At 66.0% G+C, this 15,575-nt stretch carries 15 protein-coding genes; 8 read left to right on the top strand and 7 right to left on the bottom strand.

Annotated elements, in window-relative coordinates; all coding sequences use genetic code 11:
* Positions 1-32 precede the first annotated feature (32 nt).
* Entirely contained in the window at positions 33-2,369 is a 2,337-nt protein-coding gene (locus CS1BSM3_RS08815; protein WP_072386601.1) for a PAS domain-containing hybrid sensor histidine kinase/response regulator, read from the bottom strand.
* Between the two features lie 182 nt (positions 2,370-2,551).
* Between CS1BSM3_RS08815 and CS1BSM3_RS08810 the strand changes: the two genes are divergently transcribed.
* Both CS1BSM3_RS08810 and CS1BSM3_RS08805 read left to right on the top strand, forming a co-directional pair.
* The gene (locus CS1BSM3_RS08810) at positions 2,552-3,706 is read left to right on the top strand and encodes a CaiB/BaiF CoA transferase family protein (protein WP_072386600.1); all 1,155 of its coding nucleotides are present in this window, start codon (positions 2,552-2,554) and stop codon (positions 3,704-3,706) included.
* Positions 3,707-3,729: 23 nt separating this feature from the next.
* Entirely contained in the window at positions 3,730-4,899 is a 1,170-nt protein-coding gene (locus CS1BSM3_RS08805; protein ID WP_072386599.1) for an acyl-CoA dehydrogenase family protein, read from the top strand.
* A gap of 335 nt (positions 4,900-5,234) precedes the next feature.
* On the opposite strand, the gene CS1BSM3_RS08800 is transcribed toward CS1BSM3_RS08805, so the two are convergent.
* Complete coding sequence (locus CS1BSM3_RS08800; RefSeq protein ID WP_072386598.1) at positions 5,235-5,600, bottom strand: YkgJ family cysteine cluster protein; 366 nt, start codon at positions 5,598-5,600, stop codon at positions 5,235-5,237.
* A 265-nt stretch (positions 5,601-5,865) separates the two neighbouring features.
* Here CS1BSM3_RS08800 and CS1BSM3_RS08795 point away from each other — a divergent pair, with 265 nt between their 5' ends.
* The 3 genes from CS1BSM3_RS08795 to CS1BSM3_RS08785 all read left to right on the top strand — a co-directional run bounded on the left by CS1BSM3_RS08795 (position 5,866) and on the right by CS1BSM3_RS08785 (position 8,915).
* Positions 5,866-6,375: a GNAT family N-acetyltransferase gene (locus tag CS1BSM3_RS08795; RefSeq protein WP_072386597.1), complete on the top strand. Its 510-nt coding sequence runs from the start codon at positions 5,866-5,868 to the stop codon at positions 6,373-6,375.
* Positions 6,376-6,483: 108 nt separating this feature from the next.
* The gene (locus CS1BSM3_RS08790) at positions 6,484-8,406 is read left to right on the top strand and encodes a propionyl-CoA synthetase (RefSeq protein ID WP_072386596.1); all 1,923 of its coding nucleotides are present in this window, start codon (positions 6,484-6,486) and stop codon (positions 8,404-8,406) included.
* A 173-nt stretch (positions 8,407-8,579) separates the two neighbouring features.
* Positions 8,580-8,915 carry a hypothetical protein gene (locus CS1BSM3_RS08785; RefSeq protein WP_072386595.1) on the top strand — a complete coding sequence of 112 codons (336 nt, stop codon included), beginning with the start codon at positions 8,580-8,582 and terminating at the stop codon, positions 8,913-8,915.
* 18 nt (positions 8,916-8,933) lie between these two features.
* Here CS1BSM3_RS08785 and CS1BSM3_RS08780 read toward each other — a convergent pair whose 3' ends face one another.
* Positions 8,934-9,620 carry a GntR family transcriptional regulator gene (locus tag CS1BSM3_RS08780; protein ID WP_072386594.1) on the bottom strand — a complete coding sequence of 229 codons (687 nt, stop codon included), beginning with the start codon at positions 9,618-9,620 and terminating at the stop codon, positions 8,934-8,936.
* A gap of 304 nt (positions 9,621-9,924) precedes the next feature.
* On the opposite strand from CS1BSM3_RS08780, the gene CS1BSM3_RS08775 reads away from it, so the two are divergent.
* The 3 genes from CS1BSM3_RS08775 to CS1BSM3_RS08765 all read left to right on the top strand — a co-directional run bounded on the left by CS1BSM3_RS08775 (position 9,925) and on the right by CS1BSM3_RS08765 (position 13,058).
* Positions 9,925-10,920, top strand: coding sequence for a 30S ribosomal protein S2 (locus tag CS1BSM3_RS08775; protein WP_072386593.1), 996 nt, complete (start codon positions 9,925-9,927; stop codon positions 10,918-10,920).
* A 150-nt stretch (positions 10,921-11,070) separates the two neighbouring features.
* Positions 11,071-12,012 (top strand): translation elongation factor Ts, encoded by a 942-nt coding sequence (tsf, locus tag CS1BSM3_RS08770; protein WP_072386592.1) that lies wholly within the window; start codon positions 11,071-11,073, stop codon positions 12,010-12,012.
* A gap of 293 nt (positions 12,013-12,305) precedes the next feature.
* Complete coding sequence (locus CS1BSM3_RS08765) at positions 12,306-13,058, top strand: 2-amino-5-chloromuconate deaminase CnbZ (protein ID WP_072386591.1); 753 nt, start codon at positions 12,306-12,308, stop codon at positions 13,056-13,058.
* Positions 13,059-13,070: 12 nt separating this feature from the next.
* Here the strand turns inward: CS1BSM3_RS08765 and CS1BSM3_RS08760 are convergent, their stop codons facing one another.
* The 4 genes from CS1BSM3_RS08760 to CS1BSM3_RS08745 form a co-directional block, all read right to left on the bottom strand.
* Entirely contained in the window at positions 13,071-13,301 is a 231-nt protein-coding gene (locus CS1BSM3_RS08760) for a hypothetical protein (protein ID WP_072386590.1), read from the bottom strand.
* A 66-nt stretch (positions 13,302-13,367) separates the two neighbouring features.
* Complete coding sequence (locus CS1BSM3_RS08755; protein ID WP_072386589.1) at positions 13,368-14,042, bottom strand: ubiquinone biosynthesis protein COQ9; 675 nt, start codon at positions 14,040-14,042, stop codon at positions 13,368-13,370.
* 72 nt (positions 14,043-14,114) lie between these two features.
* Positions 14,115-14,936, bottom strand: a complete 822-nt coding sequence (gene proC / locus CS1BSM3_RS08750; RefSeq protein ID WP_072386588.1) for a pyrroline-5-carboxylate reductase — start codon at positions 14,934-14,936, stop codon at positions 14,115-14,117.
* Between the two features lie 70 nt (positions 14,937-15,006).
* On the bottom strand, positions 15,007-15,504 hold the full coding sequence (locus CS1BSM3_RS08745) for a class I SAM-dependent methyltransferase (RefSeq protein WP_210188752.1): 498 nt from the start codon (positions 15,502-15,504) through the stop codon (positions 15,007-15,009).
* Positions 15,505-15,575 lie beyond the last annotated feature (71 nt).

The following is a 15,575-nucleotide window of genomic DNA, read 5'->3' as shown; positions in this document are numbered from 1 at the left end:
ATTCCGACGAGAATGTGGTCGTGGCGCAGATCTCAGCTCGCGACGCGGGCCACGTCGGTGTCCGCAATGGGGTCGCTGACCGTATCGAGGGCCCCGTCCGGCTGGCGCGGATGGGCATTGCCGCACCAGTTGCTGAGAACGAGCTCGAGATCGTCGGGCTCGAAGGGCTTGGCCAGATAGTCGTCCATGCCGCCGTCGAGGCAGCGCTGGCGATCCTCACTGAACGCATTGGCCGTGAGCGCCACGATCGGGGGGCGGCGCCCGCCCGCCGTCTCGAACATGTCCTTGATCTGGCGTGTCGCTTCGAGGCCGTCGACCTCGGGCATGAGCATGTCCATGAACACGAGATCATAGCGTGCCGCGGCGCCGTCGATCGTCGCGCGGAGGGCCTCCACGGCCTCGCGGCCATTGGTCACGCGCTCGACCTTGCAGCCTGAACGCTCGATCATGCGCGTGGCGAGCAGCGCATTGATATCGTTGTCCTCGGCGAGCAGGACTCGGATGCCGCTGTGTCCCGGGTCGGCGCTCTCGGCGGCCGGCACGCGATGCGGCGCTATTGCCGATGCCGGCGGCTGCGCGCCGCCGCGCGAGACGACCTGCGTCACAATGGACGACGGCCGCACGGGGCGCACTAGGTAGGCATCGAAGCCGCTCGCCTTGAAGGCGGGGAGCGACGGGCGGCTCGACGGTTCGATCAGGACGACGCCGCGTACGGCGCTCTTGTCGCCACGGCGCATGGCCTCGAGCAGGTGACGTGCCCCGTCCACGCCGCTCTCGCCGCCGACCAGCAGCGTGCTGAAGGGGCGGCTCGGCGCACGGGGGCCGCGCACGAGGCGATGGGCATCGGCGACGTTGCTCTCGATGGCGTCGAAGCCGAGCGAGCGCAGGATTTCCGCGACGATGCGACGCTCCACAGGGCCGTCGAGGGCGACGAGGATGAGCTGCGGCTCGCCAATGCGCGACGGCACTTCGAGCACAGGGCGGTTCTGCGGCTTGATGCCGACCGAAAGGCTGAGCGAGAACGTCGAGCCGATGCCGAGCGCGCTCGTAACGACGATGTCGCCGCCCATGCCCCGCGCGAGCCGGCGCGAGATCGCGAGCCCGAGACCGGTGCCGCCGCGCTGGCGCCGCACAGCCTCGTCGGTCTGCTCGAACTCGCTGAAGAGCGCCGGCAGCGTGCTTTCGGCCATGCCGATGCCGGTGTCCGTCACGCGGATGCGCAGACGCACGGCCGAACCCGAGGGCTCGAGATCGCCGTCGATCCGGACGGCGATGCCGCCGCGGTCGGTGAACTTGATCGCGTTGCCGATGAGGTTCAGCAGGATCTGCCGCAAGCGCATGGCATCGCCGATGACGAGCTTCGGCAGCGAGGGCTCGATCCACCAGGCGAGATCGAGCTTCTTCTCGCTCGCTTTGGGCTGCAGAAGCTCGACGGCGGATTCCACACACTGGTCGAGCTCGAAGGGATCGGCCGCAATCTCGAGCCTGCCGGCCTCGATGCGCGAGAAGTCGAGGATTTCGTCGATCAGCGCGAGCAGCGTGCGCGCCGATTCCTCGATGGCGTGCGTGTAGGTCCGCTGCTCGGCGTCGAGTGCCGTCTCTGCGAGAAGCGCCGACATGCCGAGGATGCCGTTCATCGGCGTGCGGATCTCGTGGCTCATGGTCGCGAGGAAACGCGACTTCGCCCGGTTGGCCGTTTCGGCTGCATCGCGGGCTGTCGCCAGCTCCTGCTCGATGCGGCGCTGATCCGTGATGTCGCGGCCGACGCGCTGGATCTCGGTGCCGACGCCGTCGATGGTGGCAGCCGTTTGCTGCTCGAAGGCGAACCACCGTGGGCCGTGCGCTGTCAGCAGCCGAAGCTCGAAGGGCGCGGCCGGTGCGTTCGATGCGGGCGGCCAGCTATGGCCATCGACGACGACAGGCGCGAAGTTCGTGCCGAGCACGATCTCTGCATCGACACCGAATGTCCGGCAGAACGAGCGGTTCACGAACGTGAGCCGGCCATCCATGTCCGTACGGCTGATGACGTGGCTCTGGCGGTCGAGAAGATCGCGATAGCGCGCTTCGTTGTCGCGCAGCTCCCACTCGAGGTCCTTGAGCTGCTCGAGCCCTGGATGCGCGATCGCGTGATGATCCGGCTCTTGCCGGCGGCGACGTCTCTGGTCGCGCAGGGCGCGCTCCGCGATGCGCTCGGCGACACCCGGACGCTGCAAGAGGCGCGCGAGCCGGCGCAACACGATCGAGCCATCGTGAACGGAGAAGGGGCCCCTCCCGTCGTGTGTTCGGCCGCGCGCAGGGCGTTCGCCGGGCACGCCTTCGGCGCCGGACGACGGCACTGCCTCGTCGTTTTTATCGTTGCGGTCGGGCACCGGACGCTTACTCCGCGGATGTCCCTCTTGTTGAACGCCATCCAACCACAAGGCCCCTTGCTGAATGATTACGCTCTTGGGCTACAGTGAATGACACGTTAAGAAGCGTCCGCGGGAACTGAACATCCCGGGGCCGATCGCTCGAATAAGCCGGTCAGAACAATCATCAAGAGGAGACGCAGATGGGGCCGCTGAAGGGTGTCCGCATCATCGAGATGGCCGGCATCGGGCCGGCTCCGTTCTGCGGCATGATGCTGTCCGACATGGGCGCGGAGGTCGTCCGCGTCGATCGCTCGGACGGCGCCGATCTGGGCCTGCCGGGGCGCGAGCCGCGCTTCGAGGTGCTGCATCGCGGGCGGCAGTCGGTTGCGGTGGACGTGAAGACGGAGGCCGGCCGCAACATCGTCCGCCGGCTCGTGAAGGGCGCCGATGCTCTGATCGAGGGTTTCCGGCCGGGCGTCATGGAGCGGCTCGGACTTGGGCCGGAGGTGCTCTGGGAGGTCAATCCGAAGCTCGTGTTCGGCCGCATGACGGGCTTTGGCCAGGACGGCCCGATGGCGCCGCGTGCGGGGCACGACATCAACTACATTGCGTTGTCCGGCGCGCTTCACGCCATTGGCGAGAAGAATGGCCCGCCGATCCCGCCGCTCAATCTGGTGGGCGATTTCGGCGGCGGCGGTATGCTGCTCGCGTTCGGCGTGCTGTGCGGCATTCTGGAAGCGCGGAATTCGGGCAAGGGGCAGGTCGTGGATGCGGCCATGGTCGATGGTGCCTCGCTGCTCATGGCGGGCATCTACGGCTTCCTCGCCGGCGGCATGTGGAAGGACGAGCGCGGCGAGAATATCCTCGATACCGGCGCGCCCTGGTACGGCGTCTACGAGACGAAGGACGGCAAATGGGTCTCGATCGGCTCGATCGAAAAGCGCTTCTATGCCGACCTTCTCGAGCGCCTCGGCATCGCGGGTGAGAATTTGCCGAAGCAGCATGATCGCGCCGGCTGGCCGACACTCGCCAAGCGCTATGCCGAAGTCTTCAAGACGCGCACGCGCGATGAGTGGACGGCGGTCTTCGCTGACAGCGACGCCTGCTTCGCGCCCGTGCTCGCGATGAAGGAAGTCGGCGCGCATCCTCACAATGTGGCGCGCGCAACTTTCGTCGAGCGCGATGGCGTCGTGCAGCCGGCACCGGGTCCGCGTTTCAGCCGCACGCCGCCGGAGATCGCGGGGCCGTCGAAGGCCGCCGGCACCGACAGCGAAGCCGTGCTGAAGGCAGCAGGATACTCACCGAGCGAGATCGCATCGTTCATCGAACGCGGTATCGTCAGCAAGCCGCGCTGAAACAAAGAGCAGGAAACACCCGCATGGATTTCTCCTTCACCGAGGAGCAGCAGGGCATCCGCGATGCGATCTTCAAGGTCTGCGCGCGGTTCGGCGACAGCTACTGGCTCGAGAAAGACCGTCACGGCGGCTTTCCCGTGGAGCTGCATCAGGCATTGGCTACTGACGGCTGGCTCGGCATTGCCATGCCGGAGCAGTACGGCGGCGCAGGTCTCGGCATCACCGAAGCTGCGATCATGATGCAGGCCATTGCGGAGTCGGGCGCCGGCATGCAGGGCGCCTCCGCGATCCACATGAACATCTTCGGCCTGAACCCGGTCGTGGTGTTCGGCAATGATGAGCAGAAGCAGCGCATGCTGCCGCCGCTCATCGCCGGCAAGGAGAAGAGCTGCTTTGCCGTCACCGAGCCGAACGTCGGCCTGGACACGACGCGCCTCAAGACGCGCGCGGTGCGCGATGGCAACTCAGGCTACAAGGTCCACGGCGCCAAGATCTGGATCTCGACGGCGCAGGTCGCCGAGAAGATGCTGCTGCTCGCGCGTACGACGCCGCTCGAGGAGGTGAAGAAGCCGACGGAAGGCCTCTCGCTCTTCTACACGACCATCGACCGCAAGACCGTCGAGGTGCGCGAGATCGAGAAGATGGGCCGCAAGGCCGTCGACTCCAACCAGGTGTTCTTCGACGGCTTTCACATTCCGATCGAGGATCGCATCGGCGAGGAAGGCAAGGGCTTCCAGTACATCCTGCACGGCATGAACCCCGAGCGCATCCTGATCGCCTCGGAGGCCGTGGGGCTCGGTCGCGCGGCCATCGATCGTGCGACGCAGTACGCCAAGGACCGCGTCGTGTTCGGCCGGCCCATTGGCCAGAACCAGGCCATTCAGCATCCGCTCGCGCGCTGCTGGATGAACCTCGAGGCGGCAAATCTCATGGTGTTCAAGGCGGCCTCGCTCTACGACCGCGGCCTGCCGTGCGGGATCGAGTCGAATTCGGCGAAGTATCTCGCGGGCGAAGCGGGCTTCGAGGCTTGCGAGACCGCGATCATGACGCACGGCGGCATGGGCTACGCGAAGGAGTTCCACGTGGAACGCTACCTGCGCGAGATCCTCATCGCGCGCATCGCGCCGGTCTCGCGCGAGCTCGTTCTCTCGCATGTGGCCGAGCGGCAGTTGGGGCTGCCTAAGTCTTATTGAAAGTGCCGCGGGCTGCTGGGAAGAGGTGCTGCCGCGTTCCACTGTTGTGCTATGCCCGCGGCGGAGCTCCATTCTTGGCCGCGGGCTGCTGGGAAGAGGTGCTATCGCATTCTTCCGTGGTGCCATGCCCGCGGCGGCCATGCGGACAGCGCGAAATCGAGGCGGCCGAGCAGCGGTGTCCCTCTAGTCCCCTCTCCCCGTGCTTACGGGGAGAGGGTTAGGGTGAGGGGCGGCGGCATACGCAAACGTCAGCACAAGTTCCCGCCCCTCATCCCGACCTTCTCCCCGTAAACACGGGGAGAAGGGGAAGGGAGCACGCAGTCCGCGTGTCGGCTTTAATTCTCGCTGTGATCCGTGACCGCGACGCGCTCGGGATCGTTCTGGGCGCGGCGCTCGAAGCTCAGGAAGTCGTAATAGCCGCAGCGGCCCGGCCCCGGATAGGAGCGGCACGTCGACGGCCGCGCCTTGTAGATCGTGCAGCGGCGCGCCTCGGTGTCGAAGAAGCGGCAGATCTTGCCGAAATGCGGATCGGCCTTGCGCCGCAGCAGGTACTTGTGCCCATGCGCGCGCTTGGTAAAGCGCTTCACGGCCGTGTCAAAGGAGACCTCGTGATAGCGCGCGAGCCGCTCGACATCTCGCTTGTTGATGGCGATCACCGGATATGAGCAGCAGAATCCGGGACACTTCGAGCAATTGTACACCTGGTGAGCGTCCTCGTGGCCTGAGAGAGCTGGGCTGCATTACAGCCCCGATGCGCGACGTGCAAGCGCAACCCTCGCGATGATCTTGCGCCCGATCTCTTGAGACGCCAAGCGCATAGCGCTGCCGCCTCCCTCCATATGTCTGATTGACGCCGGAGATCGCCGGGTCTAGGTGCTTCCCGGCGCGCCTTGGCCGACTGCCGGCCGGGGCGCGCTTTATCATCTGAGTGGCGTGGCGCCAGGATACATCGGGGCCTTTTGTCTGATGACCAGTGATGTGCTTGCCGTCGAGACACGGCCTGCCGTGCCAGAGGATCTGCCAGCGATCGTGGCCCTGCAGGCACTCGCGTTCAGTCCCGGCCGCTTTGCGCGGACGGCCTATCGCGTACGTGAGGGGGCGCCGGATCTGTCACCCTACTGTCGCGTCGCTGTGCAGGCTGATCGGCTCATCGCTGCCGTCCGCATGACTGAAGTCACGATCGGTGGCCGTCCGGGTGCGCTCCTGCTTGGGCCGCTGGCCGTCACCCCCGAGCTGGCAGGCCGGGGCTATGCGCGCCGCCTCGTTGCTGAAGTTCTCGATGCTGCGCGTGCTAGGGGCGAGGCGCTCGTCCTGCTCGTTGGCGACATGGCTTATTACGGGCGGCTCGGGTTTATTCGGGTCCCGCCGGGCCAGATCAGGCTGCCCGGGCCGGTGGATCCTGCCCGCCTGCTGGCCGTCGAGATCGAGGCGGGAGCACTCGAAAAATTCCGCGGCATGGTTGCCGCACGCTCATAGCGGCCATTCCGAGGGTGGCCGGGACCCTACGCCTTTCCTATTGCGGCGGGCGTCGGATCGGTGGTGAAAAGGCAGATCATACTGCAGGAATCTACGGAGGGCCGTACAGTGAGCCGCTACGCCGAGGTCTATGCTGACTGGAAACGTTGCCCGGAAAACTTCTGGGCGAGAGCGGCGGCAGAGATAGACTGGGTGAAGCCGGCGACCAAGGTCTTCAATCCGCATCTCGGCGAGTACGGGCGGTGGTTCGTCGGCGCCGAGTGCAACACCGCCTACAACTGCCTCGACCGCCATGTCGCCGCCGGCCGCGGCAAGCAGAAGGCCCTGATCTACGACAGCCCGGTAACTAAGACGGTCAAGTCGTACACCTATGCGGAGCTGACCGACGAAGTCGCGACGCTCGGTGCGGTGCTCCAGGATCTCGGCGTCCAGAAAGGCGATCGCGTCATCATCTACATGCCGATGGTGCCGGAAGCCGCGATCGCCATGCTCGCGTGCGCCCGCATCGGCGCCATCCATTCCGTGGTCTTCGGCGGCTTTGCGGCGAGCGAGCTCGCGACGCGTTTCGATGACTGCCAGCCCGTCGCCGTGCTCACCGCGAGCTGCGGCATCGAGACGGCGCGCGTCATTCCCTACAAGCCGCTCCTCGACAAGGCGATCGAGATCGCCGCGCACAAGCCGAAGAACTGCATCATCCTGCAACGGCCGATGGAGAAGGCATCGCTCATCGCCGGCCGTGATCATGATTGGGCAGCGCTCGTCGCCGATGCGAAGAAGCGCGGGCACAAGTCCGAGTGCGTGACGGTCGCGGCGACCGATCCGCTCTACATCCTCTACACGTCGGGCACGACCGGCGCGCCGAAAGGCGTGGTGCGCGACAACGGCGGGCACATGGTCGCGCTCAAGTGGACCATGAAGAACCACTACGGCGTCGATCCGGGCGACGTGTTCTGGGCCGCATCCGACGTCGGCTGGGTCGTGGGGCACAGCTACATCGTCTATGCGCCGCTTCTTCACGGCGCGACGAGCATCCTCTACGAGGGCAAGCCCGTCGGTACGCCCGATGCCGGTGCTTTCTGGCGCGTCATTTCCGAGCACAAGGTCGCGGCGATGTTCACCGCGCCGACCGCGTTCCGCGCCATCAAGCGGGACGATCCGAACGGCGAGTTCATCAAGAAGTACGATCTCAGCAAATTCCGCACGCTCTTTCTTGCCGGCGAGCGGGCCGATCCCGAGACCATCAAGTGGGCCGAGCAGCATCTCAAGGTGCCCGTGCTCGATCATTGGTGGCAGACCGAGACGGGCTGGCCGATCGCGGGCAATCCCGTCGGGCTCGGCACGCTGCCGGTCAAGTACGGCTCACCGACCGTGCCCATGCCGGGCTACGATCTGCAAGTGCTCAATCCGGAAGGGAACGAGGTGCGCCGCGGCGAGACAGGCACGCTCGCCGTCCGCCTGCCGCTGCCGCCGAGCTGTCTGCCGACGCTCTGGAACAACGACGAGCGTTTCCGCAAGAGCTACCTCTCGGACTTCAGGGGCTACTACACGACATCCGACGCCGGCTACATCGACAAGGACGGCTACGTCTTCGTGATGGCGCGCACGGACGACGTGATCAACGTCGCCGGCCACCGCCTCTCGACCGGGCAGATGGAAGAGGTCGTCGCCAAGCACAAGGATGTCGGCGAATGCGCCGTGATCGGCGTTGCCGATGAGCTCAAGGGGCAGATCCCCATGGGCTTCATCGTGCTCAATGCTGGCGTGAACCGCGATACGAAGGAAATCGAGTCCGAGGTCGTGAAGCTCGTTCGCGAGGAGATCGGTCCCGTGGCCGCGTTCAAGCAGGTGATGACCGTTCCGCGCCTGCCGAAGACGCGTTCAGGAAAGATCCTGCGCGGCACCATGCGCGCGATCGCCGACGGCGAGGCCTGGAAGATGCCGGCGACCATCGACGACCCGGCCATTCTCGACGAGATCACCGGCGTCATGGATACCCGCGGGATGATCAGCAAGGAGCGCTCGGGGGCCTAGCCGGAGGCGAAACAGAAAATTGATATTAGTCAGAGCACCGTTTGCGCAACTCTGTTTCCCTCTCGGTAATATTCCCCCCACATCGCCGTACGACTATGAAACATGTGAGGGGTGCGCCGCCGGCTAACAGAAGGGACTGCTCAGGTATGAGGACAAGCGCACCAGGAGCCATCGTGGCCTGCTGGGAACAGCTTCACGAGGCTGTGCTCGAGCTCGCGACACGGTGCGCGACGCCGCGCCAGCGCCTCCTCGGCGTCGCCGAGCGCCAGATGCTGGTGGTTGCGGAGCTTGGGAGCCAGGTCAACGATCCCGAGCTGAGAGATTGGATCGGGCGCCTCGTCCGCCGGCTGCAGGGATCCTACAACGAGCCGACGCGTTCGGCCGTCTTCGCGACGGTCAACGCCATGTCGGACGAGGACGTGGATGCGATCCTGCTCGACATCGTCGCAATCTATGACGAGGTCACGCGCGCCGAGCTGATCGAGCGGATGCGGGCCGTTGCGGCGTGAGCAGCGGGACGCGCCGGCTCACTCCTGTTCGGGCTGCGCTGCCTTCGTGAATGCCGCGACATAATCCATGAGTGCATCCGAGGCGGCGGCGGCTGCGTCCGGATCGCCCGCAGCAACGGCGCGGGCTTGCGCCGCATGAAGGCGTGCGCAGAGCGGCAGGTCGGCGGCATCGCGATGATGCTGATACCAGTAGCGCCGCGAAAGCCCTGCGAGGAGCTGCATGGTGCGGACGGCGAACGTGTTGTGGGCCGCGTCCAGCATCAGAAGGTTCATTTCGCGGTCGAGCCGCAGGAACTCCAGCGCATCGTTGGCGCGGCCGGCGCGGTCGAGCCCGTCGGCAATGGCGGCGAAGGAGGCGCGCTGCTCTTCGGTTGCGCGCGCCGCAGAGCTACGGCTGATCAGACGCTCGAGCTCGCGGCGCACCTCGACGACGAGGAGCTGCTCCTCGGCATCGATCGGCGTGACCTGGACGCCGCGGCGCGGGAGGATGCTGACGAGCCCTTCACGGGCGAGGCGCTGGAGCGCTTCCCGGATCGGCGTGCGGCCAAGGCCGACCGTCTCCGCCAGCACCTGCTCGGAGAGGAATTCCCCCGGCGCCAGCAGCAACGTCGCGATCATCTCCTCGAGCCGGGCATAGGCGAGGTCCGTCAGCGTCGTTGTCTTGGCGACGGGGTCGGCGATCAGATTGCGGGCGGACTGGGGCACGGGCTCCCTCGGGCAGCGATTTTTGCTCTCTGTATTCAAAGACCTGACCGAAGTCACGAAGGAAAACTGCCTGCTTTTCCATCAGGGCCTGTCGGGCGCCTGGAATGTGACAGAGCGCGGGGGCCTTGCCAAAAGCTGCTCCTGCGGCTAAACAGCCCGCATCTCACACGCACACCTTGCGCGCCGCGCCCGACCAAAAGCCCGGGCCGACGCTCCGGTGGGCTTTTTGCCGATGGTTGATCCCATCGGTGAGGGCCTTCTCAGGTGGGCGGAGGATCAACCGGAAAATAGGAAGCCCTTACGCATGGCCCTGCCTGCATTCAATATGCGTCAGCTCCTTGAAGCTGGCGTTCACTTCGGCCACCAGAGCCACCGCTGGAACCCGAAAATGGCGCCCTTCATCTTCGGCGCCCGCAATAACATCCACATCGTCGACCTCGCGCAGACCGTGCCGCTGTTCCATCAGGCGCTGGTCGCGGTGAGCGATGTCGTCGCCAAGGGTGGCCGCGTGCTCTTCGTCGGCACCAAGCGGCAGGCCGGCGAGGCCGTTGCCGACGCCGCCAAGCGCTCGGCGCAGTACTACATCAACCACCGCTGGCTCGGCGGCACGCTGACCAACTGGAAGACCATCTCCCAGTCGATCCGCCGCCTGCGCCAGCTCGACGACATGCTCGGTGGCGACACCCACGGCCGCACCAAGAAGGAGCTGCTCAACCTCACGCGCGAGCGCGACAAGCTCAACCAGGGTCTTGGCGGCATCCGTGACATGGGCGGCCTCCCGGACCTCCTGTTCGTGATCGACACGAACAAGGAGGACATCGCGATCAAGGAAGCGCGCAAGCTCAAGATCCCGATCGTCGCCGTGGTCGACACGAACTGCGATCCCGACGGCATCGATTTCCCGATCCCCGGCAATGACGACGCTGGCCGCGCGATCACGCTCTACTGCGACCTCATCGCGCGTGCCGCGATCGACGGTCTCGGCCGGAGCCAGAGCTCGGCGGGCATCGACGTCGGTGCTTCCGAGGCGCCGCCAGAGGAGGAGCTGCCCGACGTTCCGGCGTTCGTCGGCATCGACGCGCCGCGCGGCGAAGCGGACGACCTCAAGCGCATCAGCGGGATCAGCCCGAAGCTCGAGCAGAGCCTCAACGATCTCGGCGTCTATCACTTCTGGCAGATCTCGGACCTCGACGCGAACGGCATTGCGGCGCTCGATGGCGCGCTGAAGCTCAATGGCCGGGTCGCCCGCGACAATTGGGTGGCGCAGGCCAAGAAGTTTGTCGATGAGGCGGCGGCTTAACAATCCGCCACTTCGAGCCGCCTGTCGTCGCCGTGCGACAGGCTCACTATATAAGCAACAGCTTGCACGCCGCCCAAAATGCGGCGTGCTCTCATTATAGCGCAGCGAAGGGCTCGAGCCCGCGCTGCCCGAACCTAGACAGGACAGCCAATGGCAAACGTGACCGCCAGCATGGTCAAGGAGCTGCGCGACAAGACCGGCGCAGGGATGATGGACTGCAAGACGGCGCTGACCGAAACCAGCGGCGACGTCGAGCAGGCCGTCGATTGGCTGCGCAAGAAGGGCCTTTCCAAGGCTGCCAAGAAGGCGGACCGCGTCGCTGCGGACGGCCTCATCGGCGTTGCTCTCGAGGGCTCGACCGGCGCGCTCGTCGAGGTCAACGCGGAGACGGATTTCGTCGCCCGCAACGAGACCTTCCAGGCGATGGTGCGCCAGATCGCGGCGCTCGCGATCAAGGCTGACGGCAGCCTCGAGAAGCTGCTCGCGACGGCCTACCCCGGCAAGGGGCATTCGGTCGACGAGCACGTCAAGGAGGCGATCGCCACCATCGGCGAGAACATGAGCGTGCGCCGCACGGCCTCGCTCTCGTCGCCGAACGGTGCTGTTGCGAGCTACATCCACAATCGCGTTGCCGACAACGTCGGCCGCATCGGCGTGCTCGTGGCGCTGAGCTCGGGCGGCGACAAGGCGAAGCTCGCCGAGATCGGCCGGCAGGTCGCGCTGCACGTCGCGGCGGCGAGCCCTCAGGCGGCCACCATCGAGCAGCTCGACAAGGCGCTCATCGAGCGCGAGCGCGGGGTGTACCTGGAGCAGGCTCTGGCGAGCGGCAAGCCCAAGGAGATCGTCGAGAAGATGGTCGAGGGGCGTCTGCGCAAGGAGTTCTTCGGCCAGGTCGTGCTGACCGAGCAGGTCTTCATGGGTCCCGGCGGCGACGGCAAGATCACCGTCGCGCAGTACCTCAAGGGCGAGGAAAAGGCCGTCGGCGGCCCGATCAAGGTCGAGGGCTTCATTCGCTATGCTCTCGGCGAAGGCATCGAGAAGAAGACGACGGACTTCGCGGCGGAAGTCGCCGCTCTCTCGAAGTCCAACTGATCAGGCTTTCAGCTCTGTAACAGGCGGCCCGGACGCAAGTCCGGGCCGTTTTCTTATGCAATGGCGCGCGCGCCTGCTTTTCCGGCTAGAGTGATGATCGAGAAATTCGCCCTATCTCGCGGCATGGTATGGAGCGAATTTCTCGATCTGAATCACACTAGCAAGTCTATGATTCTAGTGTCCCTTTTGATTCCGAAGTTCGCTCGGGACGCCAGCATCAAGGGTAAGCGAACTTCGGAATCGGGACACTAGTGTGAGATCAAAGCAGATCCAAAAGATCAGGAGACGTCACAATGGGCACCGCTACTTTCGGCCCTGGCAGCTACCGCTACATCCCGGCTGTGTTCCAGTACTCGGGCGGCGTCGCGGCGGAGCCCGGCTATCGCCTCGAGCGCGTCATGTTCAAGAACCCGGTGCCGCTCAAGGAGGGTTTCGCGCGCATCTCGGAGATCATCCGCGCGGCCGGCCGTCCGCTCACATCATTCGCGGCCTGTGAGCTGCGCTCGCCCGAGCCCTTCAGCGAGGAGGGCTTCCGCAGCTTCAACGAGATCTACGTCGGCACGCTCGCCGAGTGGGGCATCTTCGATCCTGCCACGCGCACGAACCCGGTGGCGCGCTCGAATGTGTGCCCGGAGATCGAGAAGCCGGCCGGTCCGTCATTCCATGCGTTCGTCTTCACCGTTCCCGATGCGGACGCGGCTCCCTCCTTCCATGTGGCCGGCAGCGGCGAGGCGCCGGAGGGCAAGGCCAACTACCGCGATCACATCACGCGGCGCGGCGACCTCTCGCCTGCGGGTCTCACGGAAAAAGCGCGCTTCGTGCTGACCGAGATGGAGCGGCGCATGGGGCTGCTCGGCTTCACCTGGGCGCAGTCGACGGCGGCGCAGCTCTACACGGTCCACGATCCGCATCCCTTCCTTGCAAGCGAGATCGTGCGGCGAGGGGCGGCCCGCTGCGGCCTCACGTGGCACTTCGCGCGTCCGCCCGTCGTCGAGCTCGAGTACGAGATGGATTGCCGCGGTATTGGCGTCGAGCGCGCGGTCTAGGGGCGGAGCCTGTTAGCTGCCACTCTTGCCGCCGAAGATGACCGAACCCCAGAAGCCGAGCAAACCCAAGATCACAAAGAACAGTCGAAACTTGAAATGCCACTGTCGGATGAGGGCGAGTTTCGCAGCGCTGGCTTCGTCCTTGGCACGCCGAAGCCTCAGCTCATGGAACAAATTAACGGCTCCCGAGCCGAAGCAGAGCACCGTGGACAAAATGAAGAAAAGGCCGCCAATGCCTTTCATGCCCAATAAAACCTTCGAAAAATGCGCGCCCGGTTGCAGTGCTATGATCAGTGACCGAAGATATTCTTACACCCCGGGTGGCGGCGTGGGCGCAGGCGCCTCGGGCTGAGGCCGCGGTTTTGTCCGGCGCCCGAAGATGCTCGGCAGGATGGCCGAGGCGAGGCGCTGGGCGCCGCTGCACACTTCATCCATGCGATTGAGCGCGCTCTCGCCACGGCGCAGGCGGCGGTCGAGTGCGGCCATCGTGCGGGCAAGGCCCGGATCCTCATCGTCGAGCCACGTGCGGAAGACGCTTGCGTAGACAGTGGCGAGGCCGGCTGCGCGCGCGACACCCGCAGGACCTTCCGCGTTGACGCCCGCCGCTGCAAGCATCCAGTGCTGCGCATTCATGACCGCGCGCAGGTGGGCGATGTCGGCAAAGCCGCTGCCTGCGATGGACTTCAATGCCGCGCGGTAGGGGCCGAGCGCATCGAAGCGGCTCATGATGACCTCGAAGAGCGCATCGCGCGTGCTCTGGTCGGGTGCGCGGCGCGGCGCTCGGCGCAGCATCTCGTCATCGACGAGGCCGCTGAAGGCGACGAGCATCTCGGCCTTGCTGTCGAAGGAGGCCTTGAGATCGACGAGGGGGATTTCCGCCTTCTCGGCAATGTCGGCGAGCGAGATGTCGCGCCACGGCCGCTCCGCGGCGAGATCCAGGGCGGCGGCGAGTATGCGGCCCTTGGGTGTGGTGGTGTCGATCATCGATGCACCTCGCTGAATGAAACTTCTGCAACAGAGATAAGAACTGGCGGCCGGCGCACAAGGTCGGCGTGGCTACTGCGCCAGCTCGCGCGAGCGCTTGGTTGCGGCGGCGACGGCGGCGGTCATCAACGGTTCGAGGCCGTCCTTGGCCATGAGCACCTGCAGGGCGGCGAATGTCGTGCCATTGGGTGAGGTGACATTCTGGCGAAGCGTCGCGGCATCGAGCGGCGACTGATGCAGCAGCTCGCCGGCGCCTGTGACGGTCGCGCGGGCAAGCTGCATGGCGAGATCCGGTTTGAGTCCGGCGGCCACGCCGGCGGCTGCCATCGCCTCGACCATGTAGAAGACATAGGCAGGACCGGAGCCCGACACGGCCGTTACGGGATCGATGAGCGCTTCGTCGTCCACCCAGGCGACCTCGCCGATCGTGGAAAGAAGCTCCGTCACGGTCTGCTTGTGTTGGGCAGTGACATGCGTGTTGGCGGCCGCGACCGTGATGCCGCGGCCGACGGCAGCGGGCGTGTTCGGGATCGAGCGCACGACGGCCGAGCCCGCCGGCAGATACTTTTCGAAGCTTGCGATGGTGCGGCCCGCCGCGATGGACAGCACGACGCTGTTCGGCCCGGCCAGCTTGGCGAGCGGCGGAAAGACCTGATCCATGACCTGCGGCTTCACGGCCATGAGCAGCACGGACGGCGGCTTTGGCAGGCTCTCGATCGTCTGGACAGAGCGAACGCCGTGCTTGGCCAGCAGCTCGGCCGTGGCCGGCGGCGGACCCGGATCCTGCACGATGATGTCGGACGGTGCGAGCCCGCGCGCCAGCCAGCCTGCGAGCATGGCGCCGCCCATATTGCCGGCACCTGCGAGGACGAGGGGGCCATCGAGCCGTATCATGCTGCCTATTCCTGCGTTTGTGTTCGTTCGCGTGATCATAGACGACGCGCCCGGCAAGGCGAGCAGTTCGTCAGGGCATGAAGCGGGTCGGCGGGGTGGTGGTCCATGGATGGGCCGGCCCGACGGCGGCTATGCGCTGGACGATGCGTGGCCATGGGTGGTCCTCGCGAACCTGCTCGAAGGCAATGAGGGGCAGCCCGGCGGCGACCGCGGTCTCGGCCAGCTCGTTCGGCCTGAGGAGGAAGGCGGGCTTGGACGGCCGGCCGCCGAGCTGCTCATGCCCGAGGGCGAACGTCTCGTAGATGAGCAGGCCGTCCAGCGCGACCGCGGCGCAGATGGCCGGCAGGATCGGCCGCCAGAGGTAGTTCGTGACGATGACGGCGCCGAACTGGCGGCCTGTCAGCGGAAAGGGCGATCCGTCCTCCAGATCGGCCGTGATGACCTCGACGTTCGGATGTCCGGCCAGATCGCCGAGGCGTGAGGTATCCCGATCGATGGCGGTGACGGTGAGCCCGCGCTGGAGCGCCAGGCGGGTGTGCCGCCCGGTCCCGCAGGCGAGGTCGAGCACGCGGCTGTCTGGGGGAGCCCCGGCCAGGAAATGGGCAACCCAGGGCGAGGGCGGGACGTGGTGTGCGGGCT

It is taken from the genome of Hyphomicrobium sp. CS1BSMeth3, assembly GCF_900117415.1.
GTDB lineage: Bacteria > Pseudomonadota > Alphaproteobacteria > Rhizobiales > Hyphomicrobiaceae.
This window is presented reverse-complemented; position numbering and strand designations above follow the sequence as displayed.

Coding starts and splice junctions, on each gene's coding strand:
- CS1BSM3_RS08760 (WP_072386590.1), bottom strand. CDS start 13,301: ATGAAAGGCATTGGCGGCCTTTTCTTCATTTTGTCCACGGTGCTCTGC.
- CS1BSM3_RS08795 (WP_072386597.1), top strand. CDS start 5,866: ATGACCAGTGATGTGCTTGCCGTCGAGACACGGCCTGCCGTGCCAGAG.
- proC (WP_072386588.1), bottom strand. CDS start 14,936: ATGATACGGCTCGATGGCCCCCTCGTCCTCGCAGGTGCCGGCAATATG.
- CS1BSM3_RS08810 (WP_072386600.1), top strand. CDS start 2,552: ATGGGGCCGCTGAAGGGTGTCCGCATCATCGAGATGGCCGGCATCGGG.
- CS1BSM3_RS08755 (WP_072386589.1), bottom strand. CDS start 14,042: ATGATCGACACCACCACACCCAAGGGCCGCATACTCGCCGCCGCCCTG.
- CS1BSM3_RS08775 (WP_072386593.1), top strand. CDS start 9,925: ATGGCCCTGCCTGCATTCAATATGCGTCAGCTCCTTGAAGCTGGCGTT.
- CS1BSM3_RS08765 (WP_072386591.1), top strand. CDS start 12,306: ATGGGCACCGCTACTTTCGGCCCTGGCAGCTACCGCTACATCCCGGCT.
- CS1BSM3_RS08805 (WP_072386599.1), top strand. CDS start 3,730: ATGGATTTCTCCTTCACCGAGGAGCAGCAGGGCATCCGCGATGCGATC.
- tsf (WP_072386592.1), top strand. CDS start 11,071: ATGGCAAACGTGACCGCCAGCATGGTCAAGGAGCTGCGCGACAAGACC.